The 19,935-nt window shown below is 70.4% G+C and carries 17 protein-coding genes and 1 pseudogene; 6 read left to right on the top strand and 12 right to left on the bottom strand.

Annotated features, from left to right (window positions below; all coding sequences use genetic code 11):
- Positions 1-31: 31 nt before the first annotated feature.
- Genes OP79_RS30400 through OP79_RS30380 form a run of 5 tightly spaced genes read right to left on the bottom strand, consistent with a single transcriptional unit; the run spans position 32 to position 4,661 of the window.
- Positions 32-811, bottom strand: coding sequence for an ABC transporter ATP-binding protein (locus OP79_RS30400; protein WP_211270893.1), 780 nt, complete (start codon positions 809-811; stop codon positions 32-34).
- Positions 801-1,568, bottom strand: coding sequence for an ABC transporter ATP-binding protein (locus OP79_RS30395; protein ID WP_033324747.1), 768 nt, complete (start codon positions 1,566-1,568; stop codon positions 801-803). The genes OP79_RS30400 and OP79_RS30395 overlap by 11 nt, the downstream gene beginning before the upstream one ends.
- A complete protein-coding gene (locus OP79_RS30390; RefSeq protein WP_211270892.1) occupies positions 1,543-2,634 on the bottom strand; it encodes a branched-chain amino acid ABC transporter permease in 1,092 nt (363 codons plus the stop codon). The genes OP79_RS30395 and OP79_RS30390 overlap by 26 nt, the downstream gene beginning before the upstream one ends.
- Positions 2,635-2,656: 22 nt before the next feature.
- A complete protein-coding gene (locus OP79_RS30385; RefSeq protein ID WP_033324745.1) occupies positions 2,657-3,544 on the bottom strand; it encodes a branched-chain amino acid ABC transporter permease in 888 nt (295 codons plus the stop codon).
- A 7-nt stretch (positions 3,545-3,551) separates the two neighbouring features.
- Positions 3,552-4,661 (bottom strand): amino acid ABC transporter substrate-binding protein, encoded by a 1,110-nt coding sequence (locus OP79_RS30380; RefSeq protein ID WP_211270891.1) that lies wholly within the window; start codon positions 4,659-4,661, stop codon positions 3,552-3,554.
- Between the two features lie 465 nt (positions 4,662-5,126).
- Between OP79_RS30380 and OP79_RS30375 the strand changes: the two genes are divergently transcribed.
- From OP79_RS30375 to OP79_RS30365, 4 genes and pseudogenes are all read left to right on the top strand, one after another.
- Positions 5,127-6,272: a ligand-binding sensor domain-containing protein gene (locus OP79_RS30375; RefSeq protein ID WP_033324815.1), complete on the top strand. Its 1,146-nt coding sequence runs from the start codon at positions 5,127-5,129 to the stop codon at positions 6,270-6,272.
- A gap of 78 nt (positions 6,273-6,350) precedes the next feature.
- Positions 6,351-6,524: pseudogene (locus tag OP79_RS57275) on the top strand (MFS transporter); the annotation flags it as partial.
- Positions 6,525-6,611: 87 nt separating this feature from the next.
- Entirely contained in the window at positions 6,612-8,309 is a 1,698-nt protein-coding gene (locus OP79_RS30370) for a helix-turn-helix transcriptional regulator (protein WP_245685503.1), read from the top strand.
- Between the two features lie 266 nt (positions 8,310-8,575).
- Positions 8,576-9,961, top strand: coding sequence for an FAD-binding oxidoreductase (locus OP79_RS30365; protein ID WP_033324812.1), 1,386 nt, complete (start codon positions 8,576-8,578; stop codon positions 9,959-9,961).
- Between the two features lie 34 nt (positions 9,962-9,995).
- Here the strand turns inward: OP79_RS30365 and OP79_RS49915 are convergent, their stop codons facing one another.
- From OP79_RS49915 to OP79_RS30350, 3 genes are all read right to left on the bottom strand, one after another.
- On the bottom strand, positions 9,996-11,006 hold the full coding sequence (locus OP79_RS49915; protein ID WP_078492109.1) for a glycoside hydrolase family 5 protein: 1,011 nt from the start codon (positions 11,004-11,006) through the stop codon (positions 9,996-9,998).
- Between the two features lie 120 nt (positions 11,007-11,126).
- Complete coding sequence (locus OP79_RS30355; protein WP_211270890.1) at positions 11,127-12,194, bottom strand: Rieske 2Fe-2S domain-containing protein; 1,068 nt, start codon at positions 12,192-12,194, stop codon at positions 11,127-11,129.
- A 103-nt stretch (positions 12,195-12,297) separates the two neighbouring features.
- Complete coding sequence (locus tag OP79_RS30350; protein WP_033324744.1) at positions 12,298-13,203, bottom strand: glycoside hydrolase family 16 protein; 906 nt, start codon at positions 13,201-13,203, stop codon at positions 12,298-12,300.
- Positions 13,204-13,376: 173 nt separating this feature from the next.
- Here OP79_RS30350 and OP79_RS30345 point away from each other — a divergent pair, with 173 nt between their 5' ends.
- Both OP79_RS30345 and OP79_RS30340 read left to right on the top strand, forming a co-directional pair.
- Positions 13,377-14,321, top strand: coding sequence for a LysR family transcriptional regulator substrate-binding protein (locus OP79_RS30345; protein WP_078492108.1), 945 nt, complete (start codon positions 13,377-13,379; stop codon positions 14,319-14,321).
- Positions 14,322-14,443: 122 nt separating this feature from the next.
- Positions 14,444-15,325 carry a fructosamine kinase family protein gene (locus OP79_RS30340; RefSeq protein WP_033324743.1) on the top strand — a complete coding sequence of 294 codons (882 nt, stop codon included), beginning with the start codon at positions 14,444-14,446 and terminating at the stop codon, positions 15,323-15,325.
- Here the strand turns inward: OP79_RS30340 and OP79_RS30335 are convergent.
- The 4 genes from OP79_RS30335 to OP79_RS30320 form a co-directional block, all read right to left on the bottom strand.
- Positions 15,277-16,569 (bottom strand): XdhC family protein, encoded by a 1,293-nt coding sequence (locus OP79_RS30335; protein ID WP_078492107.1) that lies wholly within the window; start codon positions 16,567-16,569, stop codon positions 15,277-15,279. The two genes, OP79_RS30340 and OP79_RS30335, sit on opposite strands and share 49 nt — an antisense overlap.
- A complete protein-coding gene (locus OP79_RS30330; RefSeq protein ID WP_033324742.1) occupies positions 16,562-18,703 on the bottom strand; it encodes a xanthine dehydrogenase family protein molybdopterin-binding subunit in 2,142 nt (713 codons plus the stop codon). The genes OP79_RS30335 and OP79_RS30330 overlap by 8 nt, the downstream gene beginning before the upstream one ends.
- Positions 18,700-19,695 carry an FAD binding domain-containing protein gene (locus tag OP79_RS30325; protein WP_033324741.1) on the bottom strand — a complete coding sequence of 332 codons (996 nt, stop codon included), beginning with the start codon at positions 19,693-19,695 and terminating at the stop codon, positions 18,700-18,702. Before OP79_RS30325 ends, OP79_RS30330 begins: the two co-directional genes overlap by 4 nt.
- On the bottom strand, positions 19,692-19,935 hold a 244-nt coding region (locus OP79_RS30320), incomplete at its 5' end, for a 2Fe-2S iron-sulfur cluster-binding protein (RefSeq protein WP_033324740.1). The genes OP79_RS30325 and OP79_RS30320, both read right to left, overlap by 4 nt.

Genomic DNA, 19,935 nt, shown 5'->3' with positions numbered 1-19,935 from the left:
GCTCCTTTGCGAGGCGTGTCTACGAGGCGTGTCAGCGGCGTGCGGGCCGGCCTCCGAGATAGAGCTCGCCCAATTGCGGATCGGCGAGCAACTCCCGTGCAGGGCCCGAGACATGGACCCGGCCGAGGTCGAGTACGCAGCCGGTGTCGGCGGCCTCAAGGGCGCGCCGCGCGTTCTGTTCCACCAGCAGGACAGCTGTGCCCGCGTCCCGCATCCGTACGATCTGCTCGAAGACGACGCCGGTCGCCTTGGGGTCGAGCCCCATCGACGGCTCGTCGAGCAGCACCACCCGGGGCTTGACCATCAGCGAACGTGCGAACTCCACCTGCTTCTGCTGGCCTCCGGAGAGCAGTCCGGCCAGGCTCGTCCACCGTTCCCCGACGACGGGGAAGAGGTCCCGTACGAACCTCACCCGCTCGGCGATGAGTTGCTTGTCCCGGAGGGTGTAGCCGCCGAGCAGAACGTTCTCGGCGACCGTCATCTCCCGGAAAACGCTGTGCCCTTGGAGGACATGGGCGACTCCGGCGGCCAGCATCCGCTGAGGCCCATGGCCGGTGAGGTTCTTGCCGTCGACGAGGACCCGGCCCGAGCGTGGGGCGAGGAGTCCGCTGGCGACCTTCAGAACGGTGGACTTTCCTGCTCCGTTCGGCCCGACCAGGCAGACGATCGCCCCGGCGGGGACCTGGACGGTCAGCCCGCGCAGCACGAGGGCCGCCCGGCCGTATCCGGCCTGTATGTCGTCGAGTTCGAGAAGGAAATCAGAGTCGGGGAATGCGGATTCAGGGATCGCAGAGTCGGTGTCAGACGCCAAGGTATGCCCCGAGGACTCGTTCGTCGGACTGGATCACGGAGGGCGGGCCCTCGGCTATCGGACTGCCGCGGTCGAACACGACGACGTGGTCGCTCAGACTCATGACCAGGTCCATGTTGTGCTCGACGATCAGGAAGGTGCGTCCCTCGGCGTTGAGTTCGCGCACCAGGTCGCAGATGCGGTCGATGAGCGCCGGGTTTACCCCTCCGGCCGGCTCGTCCAGCAGGATCAGTTCGGGCTCGCTCATCAGCACACCCGCCAGTTCCAGCAACTTCTGCTGCCCCCAGGACAGTTGGCGTGCCTCGGCCCGCTCCAGATGCTCGATGCCCATCCGCGACAGCCAGCCACGAGCCCGCTCGGTCTCCTCCCTCCGGCCCGCGCGGGCGAGCTGCCCCGCGAGGGTGGACGGCTGTACGGCGGCGAGGAGGTTGTCGAGCACGGTCATCCTCGGGAAGACACGGCACAGCTGGAAGGAACGCCCGATGCCGGCACGGGCGATCCGGTGCGGGGACTTTCCCGTGATGTCGCGCCCGCGGTAGGTGGTACGGCCCGCATCCGCGCGGATCATCCCGGTGACGCAGTTGAAGAAGGTGGTTTTGCCGGAGCCGTTGGGACCGATCAGGGCGTTGACCTTGCCGTGGTGGAAGGTCACGGTGGCCGAGTCGAGCGCGGTGACACCGCCGAAGGCCTTGCTGAGGCCGACGGTTGCCAGACTCGGCCGAGTCCCGGGCTCAGCCGCCGCTTCCGCTTCGCTCACTGTCTCTCACCTCCGAACCATCCGTTCCGTCGTTTCCGTCGTTTCCGTCGCGCTGTCCGTGCCGCTGCTTCAGTTCGGCGGCGGTCACCTCGCGAATGGAGGTCTCGTCGGCCTTGCGGAAGCGGCCAAGCAGCGCGGTTGCGGCCGGGATGACCCCGTCCGGCATGAACATCACGACGACGCCCAGCAGCAGCCCCGCCACGACCAGATGCAGGGGGGTGTCGCCGTACTCGACCTTGGAGTACTCCAGGGCGTACCCGACGATCACGGCGCCGAGCAGCGGCCCGTACAGATGGCGTACGCCTCCCAGCAGCGCCATCAGCACCATGTACGCCCCGCTGAGGATGGAGAACTGGAAGACCGGGTCGAGATCGCCGAACCAGAGCGCGTAGAGCCCGCCGGCCAGCGAGGTGAAGGCGGCGGAGACCACGAAGACGACGAGCTTGTAGGCGAAGGTGGGTGTGCCCAGGGACTGGGCCTTGTCCTCGTCCTCGCGGATCGCCTTCAGGCCCATACCGAACCGCGAGCGGTCGATGATCCACCAGGTCAGCAGGGCCACCGCGAGCAGCGCGGCGAACAGGAAGTAGAAGGTCCGGTGGTGCTCGGAGCGCAGCATGCCCGGGAACGGCCGCGGTACGACGAGTCCTCTGGAGCCGCCGGTGAAGGAGGCCCAGCTCTGGAAGACCAGCAGCAGGATGAGGACGAGGGCGATGGAGACGATGACGAAGGAGGCGCCGCGCACCCGCAGGGCGGCGTAGCCGACCGGCACGGCGAGCGCGGCCACCAGTGCGGCTGCCACGAACAGCGCGGCGAACGGCGGGAGTTCGGCCTTGGTGACCAGCAGCCCCGTCCCGTAGGCGCCGAGTCCGGCGAAGGCACCGTGCCCGAGCGAGATATAGCCGGTGAAGCCGCCGACGAAGTTCCAGGAGGTGGACAGCACCGCGTAGTTGAGGATGGCGATGCCCACGGTGATCTCGTACGGGCTCGGGGCCATGGACGGGAAGGACAGGGCGATGGCGACGGCGGCCAGCAGGGCGCCGATGTGCAGCAGTGTGCCTGTACGCAACTTGCCTGCCCGGAATGGGGTTTCAGAACCTCTGCGCAAGCCGCCCCCCGAAGAATCCCTGGGGCCGGAAGGCCAGGGTGGCGAAGAGCGCGACGTAGAAGACGGTCTGCGCCCAGGTGGTGGAGAGCTCCAGTTGGAGCAGGCTCTGCAGCATGCCCAGCGTCATGGCGGCGATGGCGGCTCCCGGCACGCTGCCGAGTCCGCCGACGACGATGATCGCCATCAGCGGGCCGATCCAATGCCAGTGCAGTGACGGGTAGATGGTGGTGTCGAGGGCGAGCGCCGTGCCGCCGACGGCCGCCGTGGCGAGGCCGAGGCCGAAGCCGTAGCCGGCGATCCGGTCGGTGTCGATGCCGAGCAGCTGGGCGGCTTCCCGGTGCTGGATGGTGGCGCGCAGCGCCTGGCCGAACCGGCTGTGCTTCATCAGCACATACAGCCCCAGCAGGGCGAGCGCGGCCATACCGAAGGCGATCAGCTTGACCGCCGCGATCCTCGCGCCCAGGAACTCGAAGCCGGCCGAGCTGTAGCCGAGCCGGATCCGGCGCTGGGTGCCGCTGAAGGCGTACCCGAGGAGGCCCTCGATGGTCAGGGCGACCGAGAAGGTGAGCAGCACCGACATCATGGTGAGGGTCGCGGGGCGGAGCCGGGTGAGGAGCAGTCGCTGCATGGCGACGCCCGCCCCGAAAAACAGTGGCACGGTGACGACCAGGGTGAGCAGCGGATCGATGCCGGTCTCCCGGTGGGCGTACCAGGCGAGGTAGGCGGCGAGGATCAGGAAGGCGGAGTGGGCGATCATCACGACGCGCATGACGCCGAAGTAGAGGGTCAGGCCTGCGGCGAGGAGGGCGTAGAGCCCTCCCAGCAGCACACCGAGGACGACGCTCTGGAAGACGAGGCTCGCGGAGGGCACGCCGGCCTCACCAGGCCGGCTTGGGGTGGACCAGATCCGCTTCCTTCTGCGCTTCGGGGAGCACGATCTGGATCTCCCCGTCGATCCATTGCTGGATCATGTGTGCGCTCTGCGGGCGGCCCTTGTCGTCCCACTTCAGCGGTCCGACGACGGTTTCCACCTCGTTGCCGCGCAGCCAGTCGACCAACTTGCTCTGGCATTCGGGGTCCTGGGAGGCGCAGTCGGCGGCCTCGACGGCCGCCGCGACCACCTGGCCGGTGGTGTACGCGTTGGCCTCGTCCTCCTCCGGGGCCTTGCCGAACTGCTTCGTGTACCTCTCGACGAACTCCTTGTTGCTCGGATAGTCGGCCTTCTGTGTGTAGCCGGTGGGCGCGAGGATGCCCTCGGTCTTGTTGCCGATGGCCTTCGCGAACTCCGGTTCGGTGGGCGCGGTGGAGAAGGCTGCCATCTTCGGCTGGTAGTTGAGCTGTTGGAGGGCGACGATCAGATTGACGCCGTCCTGGTACTGCGAACCGCCCACCACCATGTCCGCCTTCGAGTCGGCGATCTTGGCCGCGATGCTGCCGAAATCGGTGGTGTTGGGCGGATAGACCTCGTCGACGACGGTCTTGATGCCGCCCTTCTCCAGCTTCTCCTTGAGTCCGTACGCGGTTCCCTGGGCGAAGGGGTCGTCCATGGCGGCGTACGCGACCGTCTTGGGACGCTCGCCCGCCGGCAGGGCGAGGATGTAGTCGGCCAGGTGGTTGTAGTGGTCGTTGGCGACGGCCGGCGCGGCGTAGAAGAGGTTCTTGAAGCCCTGGTCGAAGACCTCCGGCGCGGCTCCCGCCGGTTCGACGAAGAGCATGCCGTACTCCTCGGCCACCCGCGCGGAGGGGACGACGAGCCGGGTGGAGAAGGGGCCGAAGACCAGGTCGACCTCGTCTCTGCCGATCAGCTGCTCGTAGTCGGACACGACGCGGTCGGCATTCGACTGGTCGTCGAGGATCTTCAACTCGACCTTGCGGCCGAGGAGTCCGCCCTTGTCATTGACGATCTTCGCCCAGGCCTTGTAGCCGCGTTCGACGCCCTTGCCGGGTTCGGAGAAGTCACCGGTGAGGGGTAAGGAGACACCGATCACGATGGAGTCATCGGATGAATCTCCGGAACCGGAACCACCGGCACAGCCACTGGCGGCGAGCGCCAGGGTGAGCGTGCCTGCGGCGATTCTCCCTTGTAGACGGTGTGTTGGTCTCATCGCTTGACACCCCTCATCGGCTGGACACCCGCATGGGTCGGCCGGATTCCGTGGTGCACGAAAGCGCTTTCGGGGGCGCTTTCATACTATGTAAGCCGTGTCCCACCGGTCTGGACAACAGTCGTGCACGTATCAGTTGTCCTTCGTGTGGCGTTGGCGGGCGTGATGTCCGCGGGCGAGTCGAAGGGGGCGGCCACTCCCGGGAGAGAGATCACGCACGAGCCGTGAGTACGGCTTCAGGATCTCGATCGTCGGCCGCAACTGAGCCAGTTTCGTGTGGAGTTGTTAGGTTCTTTGGCGCGCTGGTTCACGGTGTTGCCTCTGCAGGCCGCCGAAGAGGGGGACCTCGTGCGAAGACGGCGTTTCGTCAGTGGAGTGCTCGGCGCCGGGGCGGGGATGGGGCTCGTCTCGGCGAGCGGTGGGGCTGCCGGGGCTTCCTCGGGTGACCTTGTCCGGGACGCAGGTGCCTTCGGCCAGGACGTTCGGGAAGCCCACGAGTGGCAGGCCGTCGCGGCGCCGGAGTGCGCGGAGGCTGCCCAGCTTGTCGGCCTGGCCGCCGCGGGGCCCACACTCGCCTGGGCGGTGGGGGAGGAAGGGTGCTCCGGCAGAACCCGCGGGACGCCGCTGGCCCTGGTGCGGGACGGCGAGGCGTGGGCGCGTATCAACCTCGCCCATCCGGGATTCAGCGGCTCCCTGCACTCCGTCGCCGGCACGTCGGCCGGCTCTGCCTGGGCCGTGGGCACCGACGCCGCCGGCGCCGCTCATCTCCTGGCGTGGGACGGGCGTACGTGGCAGGAGTCCGAGTTCCCCGGGCGGTCAGAGGCCGGAACTCTTCTCACCGGTGTCGCGGTGGGCCCCGACGGCCATGCCTGGATCTCCGGGCGGAACGGCGACGGCTCTGTACTGCTGCACGGTGACGGCAGCAGCTGGACGTGGTGCCCGCCCCTCCCGAGCGGGTCCGCCGCCACCGCGTGGGGCGTCCGTGTCACTCCCGGCGGCGACGTCTGGGTGTACGACAGCGGACTGGTTGCTCGCTGGGACGGCGACGCATGGACCGAGTTGCCTCCGCCCGGCGGCATACGCGCCACTGTCACCGGTCTGCTCCCTGTGGCCGACGACGACATCTGGCTCACCGGCTACGCCTACGGAGTAGGCGGTCCAGCGGGCAAGCCCCCGGCAGTCACCCTCCTCCACGGGGGCGGCAGCACGTGGCGCAGCATCACGACGCCGTTCACCGTCGGCATACTCACCGGGATCGTCTGCGACGAGCAGGGACGGCCGGACCGCATCTCGGGCTGGGACTTCTGGGACCAGACCCGAGCCCACTACCTGCGGTGGGACGGCGGGGCCTGGGTGAGCGAGCGCGGTCCGGCCGCCACGACTCCCGTAGTGGTCAATGCCCTTGCCGCCGTGCCCGGTTCCGGTGGGTACTGGTCGGCCGGCACCACGTCGTCCTCGCCCTACCCGCCTGCGCAGGTGCGCATCGAACGGTGACAGGGCCGCCGTTGGGCAACAGCGTGCGGACGATTCCCATGAGCGCACGACAAGCGGGGCACTCAGACCCGAACCTCATACGTCGCGGTCTCGGCGGGTGGCGGAGCCATCGGCCTGCTCGCGGGCGGAGTCCTCGTCGAGTGGCTGAACTGGCGGTGGGTGCTCTTCGTCAACGTCCCCATCGGGCTGCTCATCGCCTTCGCCACACCCCGCTGGATCAGGGAGTCCGAACGCCACCCCGGCCACTTCGACAGCTGTGCGCTCTCGTGCTTGCCGGGGCCGCGCGCTTCTATCCTGGTGAGTGGTGTCCGGCCCGCTTTGGGCGAGGAGGGAGGCACCGTGTCCGAGGAGACCACCGGCAGCGAACAGGCGGCCCCGCAGGCGTTCTGCCACGAGATCGAGCAGGCGAGGGACGCGGTCGCCCATGAGGCTTGGGCCGAGGCGTATGCCGCCTTGCGTGACCTCGACCACGACCGGCTGACTCCTGACGACCTTGCCGCGCTCGCCGACGCCGCTTGGTGGACCAGCCGTGTTCCGGAATCGATCGAGGCACGGATGGCGGCCTACTCGGGTTATGCCGCGGCGGGAGCCGACCGCCGGGCCGGGTACTGCGCCTGGATGCTCTTCTACGAGCATCAACTGGCGGGCCGCACGGCAGCGGCTGCGGGCTGGCTGCACCGGGCGCGCCGCCATCTGAGCGGTGAGCCCGAGTGTGTCGAACAGTGCTATCTCGCCTGGGTCGAGGCAGAGGAGGCGCAGCGGCGTGGCGCGTTCGGCGAGGCCATGAGCTGCGCGCGCCGGATGGCCGACATCGCGGAGCGCTGCGGCAGCGCCGATCTGCTGGCCATGAGCATCGAGGCGCAGGTGAGCGTCCTGCTGGCCCAGGGACGGATCGCCAATGGGCTTGACCTGCTCGACGAGGTCATGTGCTCGGTGATGGCGGGCGAGCTCAGCCCGTTCTTCACCGGGTGGATCTACTGCCTGGGCCTTCAGCAGTGCATGGCCTGCGCCGACCTGGAACGCGCCGTCGAGTGGACCGACGCCGCGATGGCCTGGTGCGCGTCGATGCCCGAGGAGAACAACTTCCGGGGACTGTGCCGCGTCCATCGGGTGGAAGTGCTCGAACTGCGCGGTGACTGGCCCGCCGCGGAGAGCGAGGCGACCGTAACCTGCCGGGAGCTGCTGCCGTACGAGGCCCGGATGGCCGCCGAGGCGTTCTATCTGGCCGGCGGCATCCAGCGACGGCGCGGCGACCTGGCCGTGGCCGAGGCCTCGTACGAGCGCGCCCACGAACTGGGCCGGGATCCGCAGCCGGGCCTTGCCCTGCTGCGGCTCGCCCAGGGCAAGGCGACCACCGCGTCCGCCGCCCTGCGGCTCGCCCTCGCCGGGGAGGACGGCGGCGGACCCGGCCGCCTCGAGCGCTGTCGGCTGCTGGCGGCTCAGGTGGAGGTCTGTCTTGCCCTCCGTCAGCTGGATGAGGCCCGTACGACGGCGGGCGAACTGGCGTCGACCGCGCGCGAGTGGCAGCAGCGGCGTGAGTCAGGGACGACCGTGCTGCACGCGACCGCCGCGCAGGCGAGCGGCGCGGTGGCACTGGCCGAGCGCGACCTCGACCGCGCGCAGCCCCTGCTGCGGCGGGCCCTGGCCCTGTGGCAGGAACTCGGTGTCCCGTACGAGGCGGCTCAGGTCCGTATGACACTCGCCGCCGCCGACCGAGCGGCGGGAGACGACGAAGGCGCACGGCTGGAACTGAAGGCCGCGCACGCGGCCTTCGAGCGGCTGGGCGCGGACCCCGATGCACGGCGGGCGGCAGCCCTGCTCAGCGCAGTGCGGGATCAGCTCCCGGGCCGGCTCACCGAGCGGGAGGCCGAGGTGTTGCGCCTTGTCGCCGTCGGCCGGACCAACCGGTCCATCGCCTCCGAGTTGATGATCAGCGAGCACACCGTCGCGCGACACCTCAACAACATCTTCGCCAAGCTCGATGTGCCGTCGCGGGCCGCGGCCACGGCGTACGCCTACACCCACGGCCTCGCCTAAGCGCTCCGCTGGAAGTGCGGTTCGAAAGCTGGGGGTCCGTCGTGGCTGGTCGCACCCCGCGGCGCAGGGCCGTATCGGTCTAGGGGCGCAGGGCCGCACCGGACTTCGGCAAGTCCGCTCGGCTCCGCATCCGACCGGCCGCATGGGCTGTTCTTGCCATGCCCGTCCCGGCGACATGGGCCGTTCGGGCGATGAGCGGAGACGGGCTCTGTGCCTACAACGGTGCCGTACTCCTTCCCCGACCACACGGAAAGCCGGTGGCGGCCATGACCACCTACACACCCGCCCTCGAGGAGACGCTGACGCAGCGACTGAGGGAGGCAGTCCGGGGCGAGATCATCGAGCCCGGGGACCCGGACTACGACGAGGCCCGCACCGTCTACAACGCGATGCACGACAAGCGGCCGGCGATCATCGTGCGGGCGGCCGACGCGGGCGACATCAGGGCCACCGTGGACTTCGCCCGGGACCACGAACTGCTGCTGGCCGTGCGCGGTGGCAGCCACAGCGTCCCCGGCTACGGCACCTGCGACGAAGGTGTCGTACTCGACCTCGGCGCCATGCGCGGGATCCGGATCGATCCCGAGAGGCGCACGGCTCGGGCCGAGGGCGGCTGCACCTGGGCCGACTTCAACCACGCCACGCACGCCTTCGGCCTGGCCACCACCGGCGGAGTCGTCTCCACCACGGGAATCGGCGGGCTGACCACCGGAGGTGGCATGGGCCATCTGGCCCGGCGGTGCGGGCTGGCCTGTGACAACCTGATCTCCGTCGACCTGGTCACGGCCGATGGATCATTCATGACCTGCACCGACGAGCACAACGCCGACCTGATGTGGGCCGTACGCGGCGGAGGCGGCAACTTCGGGGTCGTCGCATCCTTCGAGTACCGGCTGTACCCGGTGGCCGACATTCTCGGCGGACCGACGTTCTATCCGCTCGACGGTGACGTGATACGGGCCTATCGCGAACTGATCGCCGATTCCGCCGAGGAGTTCAACGCCCTGCTGGTCGTCGGGCTCGGTCCGCCGCTGCCGTTCCTGCCGGAGCGCTGGCACGGTCGGCCGATGTGCGGGGTGCTCACGTGCTTCAGCGGCCCCGAGGACGAGGACGACCGGATCCTGGCCCGGCTCGCCGGCCTCGGCCCGGTCGTGGGACAGCACGTCGCGCGCATGCCGTACCCCGTGATCAACACGCTCTTCGACGAGCTGCTGCCCGCCGGCCTCTACCACTACTGGAAGGGCTCCTTCAGCAGAGGCCTGCCCGACGGTGCGATCGACGCCTACACCGAGTACGGCGCGACCACGCCCACCATCCAGAGTGCGACGGTCGTGTTCCCCATCGACGGTGCCTGCCATCGGGTGGGCCCCGAGGAAACCGCGTTCGCCTACCGCGACGCCGACTTCTCCACCGCCCTCAGCCCCACCCTGCCGACCCGCGCCCAGTGCGAGGCGAACATCGACTGGGCGCGTGCCTTCGCAGCAGCACTGGAGCCGTACTCGGCGGGGGGCGGCTACGTGAACTTCATGGACGCCGACGACCAGGACCGGGTGCGAGCCAACTACCGGCAGAACTACGACCGCTTGGCGTCCGTCAAACGACGCTACGACCCCGGCAACCTGTTCCGCCTGAACCACAACATCGCTCCCTGACAGGTCGCTTGACGTCGGCCTCCCCGGGGCGCTGTCAGGACGAGTAGACGGCAGCCTCCTCGGAGGTCGCGGCGATGCCGTTCGCGCCGTTGAAGATCCGCCGGCCCCAGCTGGTGAGCTGGTTCGGGTCGAAGTTCGTGACCATGTCCAGGTACTCGACTCCGCCTCCGTTGCCGCTCCAGGACCAGCCGAGGTAGCCGAGCCCGAGCTGCTGGGCAGTGGCCAGGATGGCGTCCTCGTCGGGGTTGCCGTCCGAGTGGTCGTGGCCGAACTCGCCCACCACGATGGGGAGTTTCGCGGCGACGAAGCGGTTCAGGTAGTCGGTGATCTCGGCGGCGGTGTCGAAGACGCCGTACATGTGGATGGAGAAGATCGTGTTGGCGTCCGGATCCGCGGCGAAGACCGAGGCGGCGTTGTCGCGCATGGTGAACGCCCAGTCCTGGCCCCAGTTGGGCGCGTCGACCATGATCGTGTGGTCGAACCCGGCGCCCCGGAGCTTCTGGATGGCCGCCTTGGTGTCGGCCGTCCAGTTCGCGTAATTGGTGTTCCCGTACGGCTCGTTGCCGATGTTGACGATGACGTAGTCCTCTTGGCCGGTCAGGGCGCTCTGCACGCTGATCCAGTAGTCCGCGGCCCGCGAGAGCGTGACGGCTCCGCTCTGTTCGCCGTAACCGGTCGTGTCGTGGACCTCCAGAACGCAGATGAGCCGGTTCTGCTTGCACTGGCTGACGACGTTCGCCACATCGGCGGTGTCGTTACGGGTCCACCGGTCACCGCTGGAGAGGACGACACGTACGGTGTTGGCGCCCTTCGCCTTGATGTGCGCGAGGGAGCTGATCCGGTCCGGATACCAGGTGTGGGCGTGGTTGACGCCCCGCATCACGAAGTCGTTCCCGGATGCCTCAAGCAGCCGGCCGTTGTCGATGCGGAAGCCGGTGGGCGCGGCATGAGCCGGGGCGCTGAGGCCGAGCAGGGGGAGAAGCAGGGCGGCGACAAGGCCGAGAACCGGAACGAGCCGTAAGGGTAAGTGGCGGGTGCTGCGCATGGTGTTCCCTTCCCTGAGTGAGGTGGGAGCGCTCCCAATTCATCAAGCCACTGTTGTCGGTGACGCGTCAAGAGGTTGGGTGGCGGGCGGCGAAGGAGCCGCAGTTGAGGAAAGGGTCGCCTAGTCGCTCCCCGTCCCGACTCGGGTTTCCGCCTCGGAATCTGAGGTGAGGTCGCGCAGCTGCTCGGCCGGGACCTCGGTCGGATAGAACTGGGCGTACCAGCGTCGCAGCGCCCTGATGCCCTTCTCGTGGGGCAGCAGGACCGGGCGCGGCTGGTGGATCTTGTGGTCCCAGATCCGGACCTCCTCGCGCACCTCGCCCAGGGCTTCCGCCCGGAAGACGAGCTTGAGGAGGGGGACCAGGAACGGGAGCCGGGACGGCTTGCGGAGGTAGTACAGCATCCGCATCTCGCTCGTGCGGTCGTCGACGGGGGTGGTCAGGGCGACCGCGGTGACCGAGAGGACGGGGCCATGGGAGCGGACCACCATGACGCCGGGTCCGTACATGAACGCATCGAAGCTGTTGTTGATGTCCCAGCCGAGAACGCGCCGCCCGATCCGGCCGCGGACCTCGGCGAAGGGTCCGTCCGGCCGCAGGTTCTGTACGGGTGGTTCGCTCTGGCCGTGGATGAAGTGGAAGTGGGACTCGTCCACGATGTTCTCGCGCATCTCCTGGACGTGGATACGCGCCCGGCAGGTGTTGTCGATCGGCTTGGCGAAGTCCCTGTCCGCCGCCTCCGGGATCTCCGGCACCTCCCACGCCGGCTCGCCCGGTCCGGTGTAGACGAAGACGAGCCCGCTGTGCTCACGGACCGGGAAGCCGCCGATGGACACCTTCGGGGTCCGGACCGCGAACGGTGCCTCCACGCACTTGCCGTCCGTACCGAATCGCCACCCGTGGAACGGGCACTCCACGGTGCCGTCCACGACCTTCCCGCCCACGCCCAGATGCGCCCCGTAGTGCGGGCAGTGCGCGTCCCGTACGGCCGGCTGTCCGTCCGCTCCGCGGAAGGCGATGAGGGCACGTCCGAAGTAGTGCAGGCTGACGACCCTGCCCGGGCGCAGCTCGGCGCTGCGGAGAACGGCGTACCACCCGTAGGGCACGGGCGGCATCGGGTACTGGTCGGCGCGCGGATCGCGCGGCAGGGTGGGGTCGGGAAGGCTGTCATGGCTACGACGAAAAGGCATGTGCCGAGGTTACTGACTTGATCGCCTGTCCGACCGATGGGCCGTCAGGCGATGGTCGATCTCCACCGGCAGCTTCCTGCTTCCGTACGGGATCAGGTCGGGATCATTTCCAGCCGTACGCGTACGCGGCGACCCACGTGACCTCGAGTCGGGCACTGCTGCCCGGAGCCGCGCCCGGCCCCTGCAGAGCGCTTTCGTTCTGGAGCACCCAGGACAGGGGACGGTTCGGCACGCCTCGGGTGTCGTGTCCCGTCTGGCGGCCGTCCACGAAGAACCGCACATGTCCCGGCGTCCACTCGGTCGAGACGGTGTGCCACTCGGTCCAGTCGTCGGCCCCGGGGAAGTAGCCCTGCTCGCCTCCGCCGCACGGATGGTGGAAGGCGGTGAGGTCGCCGGTCCACTCGCCTTCGGGGTGGTCCATCTCGCAGCCTCCGCCGTAGTGCAGCCACGCTGACTTGTAGCCCGGAGCGAGCTTCGTCACCTTGATACGGGCGCTGTACTTGCCGTACTTCATCTGCATGACGGCGCGCGGTACCACTGCCGCGGCATGTACGGGACCTCCGTCGGCGGGCCGCCACATCCGGATGCGCATCCTGCCGTCGCCGTTCTGAGCGGGACCTACGCTCACGGTGTCCTCCGGGTGGTAGACACCCACGACGTCCCGGTTACGGTCCCGCGCGGTGTCGGGCCAACCGGTCGGATACGCCCACCAGTTGTCCCGGTACGCACCGCTCAGGCCCCCGCAGTACGCGGCCGAGGTGTCGACATGGTGATCGCAGTCGCTGAACGCGCCCAGCGGCACCCGGTCCCCGTTGAAGTCCTCCGCGAGGACCTGCCAGAACGGACCGCAGTCGCCGCGCGGCAGTTCGGTGCCGGCGGTCCGGCAGGCGTCGGCCGGCGCGGGCGCCCCGTCGGCACGGGGAACGCCGAGAAGCACGGCCAGGAGCATGAGCCCGACGGGCACCAACAGGGCGCGCTTACGGCGGCTCGGCGCTGCGTGTGAACCCATCGGAAGCTCCTCCGGCTCCTCGGCCCGCGTGCGGTGGGGTGTTGCTGCGCGAAGGAGCATCCTCGCGGTAGGGCGGGGGCAACGCCATCCTCGGAACGGGACGCGTACCGGACCGTTGGGCTCCGCTGTCGACCGCGTACGGGGTCTCCGGCCACGCCCGGTAACCTGGCGGGGTGACAGGCTCGGAAGCATCTCCTACGTTCCGCCTCGCGTACGTTCCGGGGGTGACGCCCGCCAAGTGGGTGCGGATCTGGAGCGAGCGACTGCCCGACGTCCCGCTGACCCTCGTCGACGTGTCGGCCGCCGAGGCATCCGACGTGTTGCGCGGCGGTGGAGCCGACGCGGGGGTCGTACGGCTTCCGGTCGACCGTACGGTCTTCAGCGCGATCCCCCTCTACACCGAGTCGACGGTGGTCGTGGTCCCGAAGGACCACCTGGTGACGGCGGCGGACGAGGTGAGCGTCGCGGATCTCGCCGACGACATCGTGTTCCACCCGCTCGACGACGTCCTCGAGTGGGAGCAGCTACCGGGACGGCCCGCCCTCGAGCGCCCCGCCACGACGGCGGACGCCATCGAACTCGTGGCGGCGGGTGTGGGCCTCCTCGTCGTCCCCCAGTCGTTGGCCCGTCTGCACCATCGCAAGGACCTCACGTACAGGCCGCTGGTCGACGCCCCTCAGTCGAGCGTCGCGCTGGCGTGGCCCGAGGACGCGACCACCGACCTGGTCGAGGACTTCATCGGCATCGTCCGCGGCCGAACGGTCAACAGCACACGCGGCCGCACCCCGCCTCCGGCACAGCCGAAGTCCAAGCGCCGCGAAGCGGCGGACGCCCGCCGGAAGCCCACGGGGCTGCGCCCCCAGGCCCCCCGCCAGGGGGTGGGGGTGACACGTTGTGTCGCGGCTGCGGGCCCGTCGTGGCTGGTCGCGCAGTTCCCCGCGCCCCTAAAAGCAAAAGCCTGCGGCTCCACTCACCACCAGCCACGACGTACCCGCAGCTTCCCGCCGGCGGGAGGGGTCGTGGGCCGGTGCGTCGTATGCCCGTCGCTTAGGTTCTGTCTCGGAGGACCAGGGCCTTGTACCAGGCCAGGGTCGTATGCCCGGCCTGCGACGGGCTGACGCACCGGCCCACGGCCCCGACCCACCACGGACCTAAGGGGCGCGGGGAACGGCGCGACCAGCCACCCACCAACCCGCACCCAACAACGAACCCACCCGCCCAACCGCCGGAGGCAACCCGTATGACCGCCCGTCCGCCCGCCGGAGACGGCGAGGGCCCCGCTGCCGCGGCGACCCGGCTCACCGGGCGCCCGGCGACCGGCGAGCGCCCGCTGTCCGGCGCGCTCGCCGAAGTCACCCTCGACAGCGGGCAGTTGGTAGTGGTCAAGCGCAGCGACGACTCGGGTGCGGTGCGGGCCGAGGCCGCGGGGCTGCACTGGCTGGCGGACACCGGCACGGTTCGTATCCCGGTGGTGCACGGCCACGACGAGCGCTGGCTGGTGACCGACCGCGTCCCGTCCGGGCGCCCGAGCGCGCAGGCCGCGGTCCGGTTCGGCCGCGACCTGGCTGCCCTGCACGCCGCGGGCGCGCCCGAGTTCGGTGCCCCACCGCCCGGCGGCCTCGAGGACGCGTACATCGGCCTCGCCCCGATGCGCAACGTCCCCGGCACCGACTGGCCACGCTGGTACGCCGAGCACCGGGTGCTGCCATACCTGCGGCGGGCGGTCGACGACGGCACGCTGCGCTCGGCCGAGGCGACCGTCGTCGAGCGCGTCTGTGAGCGACTGCCCGAGCTGGCCGGCCCCGCCGAGCCGCCCGCCCGTCTGCACGGTGACCTGTGGAACGGCAATGTGCTGTGGGGCGCCGACGGACACGCCTGGCTGATCGACCCGGCCGCGCACGGCGGTCACCGGGAAACCGACCTGGCCATGCTTCACCTGTTCGGCTGTCCTCACCTGGACCGGGTGCTGGACGGCTACCAGGACGCGGCGCCGCTCGCCGAAGGCTGGGCGGAGCGCACCGGGCTGCACCAGCTCTTCCCCCTGCTCGTACACGCCGTACTGTTCGGCCGCGGCTACGCCGAGCAGGTGCTCGCGGTGGCACGGTCGGCCCTGGCACGGTGACCCGGACCTGCTGACGGGACACCCTGCTCTTCGAGCGTGATCGACGCGGACCGCACGTCACGGTGAATCGGTGTCGCCGAGCCGGTCAGTGGACCACCCGAGCCGCCGTGTCGTACCGCGACGATCTCGGCGGCGATGGACAGGGCCGTCTCCTCGGGCGTACGGGCGCCGAGATCCAGCCCGATCGGAGACCTGAGCCGCGCCAACTCCAGCTCGGTGACGCCGACTTCACGCAGCCGCCGGTTGCGGTCCTCGTGGGTGCGGCGCGAGCCCATCGCACCGACGTACGCGACCGGTAGCCGCAGGGCCGCCTCCAGCAGCGGTACGTCGAACTTGGCGTCGTGAGTCAGCACGCACAGAACTGTGCGGGCGTCCGTCTCGGTGCGTCGGAGGTAGCGGTGCGGCCAGTCGACCACGATGTCGTCGGCCTCGGGGAAACGGGCCCGCGTGGCGAAGACGGGACGGGCGTCGCACACGGTCACGTGGTAACCGAGGAACTTGCCCGCTCTGACAAGCGCCGCGGCGAAGTCGATCGCACCGAAGACGATCATGCGGGGCGGTGGCACGCGCGACTCGACGAACACCGTCAGGGTGGCCCCGCAGCGCGATCCTCCCCCAGACTCCGTCCGGGGGGACCCCCATCTCGCTTCGCTCGCGGAGATGTCGAACGTGCCCGTGCGGCCGGCGTTCAGCAGGGCGTGGGCCTCGCGCCCCACCGTGCGGTCCAGCTCGGGATGCCCGCCGAGCTCGCCTTCGTACGATCCTTCCCCGGACTCCGTCCGGGGGGACCCCCATCTCGCTGCGCTCGGGCGGACGAGCAGTGCCCTGCCCAGCAGTTCGGCCGGTCCCCGGACCACACGGGCGAGGGCCGCGGCCTCGCCCCCTGCGGCGGCCGAGAGCGCCGACGCGAACACCTTCCTGCCCGGCGCGTCCGCACCCACCGGAGTGACCAGGACCTCGATGACCCCGCCGCAGGTCAGTCCCACCGCGAAGGCGTCCTCATCGCTGTAGCCGAACCGCTCGCGCGCCACCTCGCCGTCCCGGAGCGCCTGGACGCACAGGTCGTACACCGCCCCTTCCACACAGCCGCCGGAGACCGAACCGATGACCGTGCCCTCGCTGTCGACGGCGAGCGCGGCGCCCGGACTGCGCGGCGCGCTGCCGCCCACGGCCACGACGGTGGCGACGGCGAAGGCGCGGCCCTCCTCGACCCACCGGTTCAACTCGTCGGCGAGGTCAAGCATCCCGCTCACCCTCCGCTTCGGCTCCCGCCAGCAGGACCCGGTCGGGCCGTATGGGGAGGTTCCGGTGGCGTACGCCGGTCGCGTGCCAGACCGCGTTGGCGATCGCCGCCGCGGCGCCCACGATGCCGATCTCGCCGATGCCCTTGATCCCGACCGGATCGTCCGGGTCCGGGTCGTCCACCCAGTCCGCCTCGACGAGCGGGACGTCGGCGTGTGCGGCGACGTGATAGCCCGCGAGGTCGGCGCCGTAGTGGCCGCCCGAGGCCCGGTCCCGGACTGCCTCCTCGTGCAGGGCCATGGAGATGCCCCAGATCATCCCGCCGACCAACTGGCCACGCGCCGTCAGCGGGTTGACGATCCGGCCCGCCGCGAAGATGCCGAGCATGCGCCGTACGCGCACCTCTCCGGTGGCGGGGTCCACGGCGACCTCGGCGAACTGCGCCCCGAAGGAGTGCCGTTCCTTCTGGGCCAGGGCGCCGATGGCCGCGGTGGTGTCCGACCGTACCGTGATGCCCTCCGGTGGGATGCCGGTGTTCAGGGCGAGCCGCTCCCGCAGTTCGCCTGCCGCGGCCGTGACCGCCCACGCCCAGGAGCGGGTGCCCATCGAACCGCCGGCGATCCACGCCGGTCCGAAGTCGCTGTCGCCGATGCGGACCTGGACACGGTCCGGTGTCACCTCCAGCGCGTCGGCGGCGACCAGGGTGAGTGCGGTCCGGGCCCCGGTGCCGATGTCCGCCGCGTTGATCCGCACGGTGAACGTGCCGTCCGCCTCCGCCGTCATGGCCGCCGTGGACGGTCCGGCTCCGGCACCGAAGGAGGCCGCCGCCGTACCGGTGCCGAGCAGCCAGCGCCCGTCCCGGCGCAGGCCCGGACGCGGGTCCCGGTCCGCCCAGCCGAACCTGCGGGCGCCCTCCCGGAAGCAGGCGAGCAGGTTGCGGCTGCTGAACGGCAGCCCGGACACGGGGCCCGCCTCGGGCTCGTTGCGTACGCGCAACTCGATCGGGTCGATACCGCACTTCTCGGCGAGCTCGTCCAGCGCCGCCTCCACCGCGAACGACCCCGGCGCCTCGCCCGGCGCGCGCATCCACGTCGGGGTCGGCACGTCGAGCCGTACGACCCGGTTGGCCGTGTGGTGGGCGTCGGCGTCGTACATCACCCGTGCCACCCCTGCGCTCGGCTCGACGAACTCGTGCACGGTCGAGGTGAGGCTCAGGGAGCTGTGGTCCAGCGCGCGCAGCCGTCCGTCGGCACGGGCGCCGAGCCTGATCCGCTGCGTCGTGGGGCTGCGGTAGCCGGCGAGCGAGAACATCTGACGGCGGGTCATGACGACCCGGACCGGACGCCGCAGGCCGGTCGCGGCCATCACGGCGGCCACCTGGTGCGCGCGGAGGCCCTTGCTGCCGAAGCCGCCGCCGACGTGCTCGGAGCGCACCCGTACCGAGGCCGGGTCGAGGGAGAACATGTTCGCGATCTCGCTGGCGACCCAGGCGGTGCCCTGGTTCGAGTCGACCACTTCCAGTCGGCCGCCGTCCCAGAGAGCCGTCGCCGCATGGGGCTCCATCGGATTGTGGTGCTCTTCCGGCGTGGTGTATTCCGCGTCGACGACCAGGGCGGACGCGGTGAGTTCTGCCTCCAGGTCCCCCTTCTCCGTCACCGCCGGCATGAAGCCGTCCACCTGGTATGCGTCCGGGTGTCCGGCCGAGAACGTGACGTCGTGCGGCTCTTCCTCGTAGTGCACCACGAGCGCTTCGGCGGCCTCCCTGGCCTGCTCGGACGTCTCGGCGACGACCAGCGCCACCGGCCAGCCCATGTGCGGCACCCGCTCGTGCTGGAAGACGGCGGCGGTCGGGTCCGGGGCGCCCAGCATGCCGACGTAGTCGCTGTCGACGCGTGGGGCGTTGCCGTGGTGCAGGACGGTGAGGACACCCGGCATCCGAAGGACCGGGGCGGTGTCCAGCGAGCGGATGCGGCCGCGGGCGACGGTGGACAACACCAGCCATCCGTGGGCCAGTTCGTCGAAGGGGACCTCGCCGGCGTAGCGGGCGGCTCCGGTGACCTTGTCGCGGCCCTCCACGCGGGTGTGCGCGGTCCCGACGGCACCCGTCACCGCAGTGGCCTGAGTCGTCGTGGTCATCGGGCGGCGGCCTCCTCGGCGAGTTCGGTCAGGACGGCCACGACCAGGTTGCGCATCAGCGCCACCTTGTATCCGTTGTGGGGCAGCGGCCTGGCGGCTGCCAGTTCGGCGTCCGCGGCGGCGGCGAAGGCGTCGGCGTCGGCAGGCGCACCGGTCAGCACGCGTTCGGCGGTCCCGGCTCGCCACGGCCGGGACGCGACCGCCCCGAAGGCCAGGCGCACGTCGCGTACGAACCCGTCCTCGACGTCGAGCGCGGCGGCGATCGAGCCGATCGCGAAGGCGTACGAGGCACGCTCGCGCACCTTGCGGTAGCGGGAGTTGGCGGCCGTGGGCGCGGGCGGCAGCGTGACGCCGGTGATCAGCGCTCCCGGCGGCAGCGCGGTCTCCAGATGCGGGGTGTCACCCACCGGCAGGTAGAAGTCGGCCAACGGCAACTCGCCCGGCCCGTCGGCGGTTTCGTACGAGACGACGGCGTCGAAGGCGGTGAGCGCCACCGCCATGTCCGAAGGGTGGGCGGCCACGCAGTGGTCGGAGGCGCCGAGGATGGCGTGGTTGTGGTGCTCGCCCTCGATGGCGGGGCATCCGCTGCCGGGGACGCGCTTGTTGCACGGCTTGGTCACGTCGGTGAAGTAGCCGCAGCGGGTGCGCTGGAGCAGATTGCCGCCGACGGTGGCCATGTTGCGCAGCTGCCCGGAGGCGCCGGCCAGCACGGCCTGCGTCAACGCCGGGTAGCGGCGCCGGACTTCGGGGTGCGCGGCGAGGTCGCTGTTGGTGACGGTGGCGCCGATGCGCAGACCGCCGTCTCTCGTCGACTCGATCCGGTCGAGGGGCAGTTCGCGTACGTCGACGAGCCGCGCGGGCCGTTCCACGCCGGCCTTCATCAAGTCGACGAGATTGGTGCCGCCGCCCAGGAAACGCGCGTCCGGATCGGCGTCGAGCAGCGCGACCGCGCCGGAGACATCGAGGACACGCTGATAGCCGAACTCCCTCATGCGGCAGCCTCCCCGGCTTCGGCCTCGGTCGTCTGCGCCTCTGCCGCCTGTGCGACCGCCTGCACGATGGACACGTACGCGCCGCAGCGGCACAGATTGCCGCTCATCCGCTCCCGGATCTCCTCCGCGGTCAGCGGCGGCGGCCCCGCTTCGGGTCGTACGTCACCCGTGACGGCGCTCGGCCAACCCGCCGCGTGTTCCTCGATCACGCCGAGGGCCGAACAGATCTGGCCCGGAGTG

The sequence above is a fragment of the Streptomyces yerevanensis genome (assembly GCF_000716805.1).
GTDB lineage: Bacteria > Actinomycetota > Actinomycetes > Streptomycetales > Streptomycetaceae > Streptomyces > Streptomyces flaveus.
The sequence above is the reverse complement of the archived record's forward strand: the minus strand, read 5'-3'. Positions and strand labels throughout refer to the sequence as shown.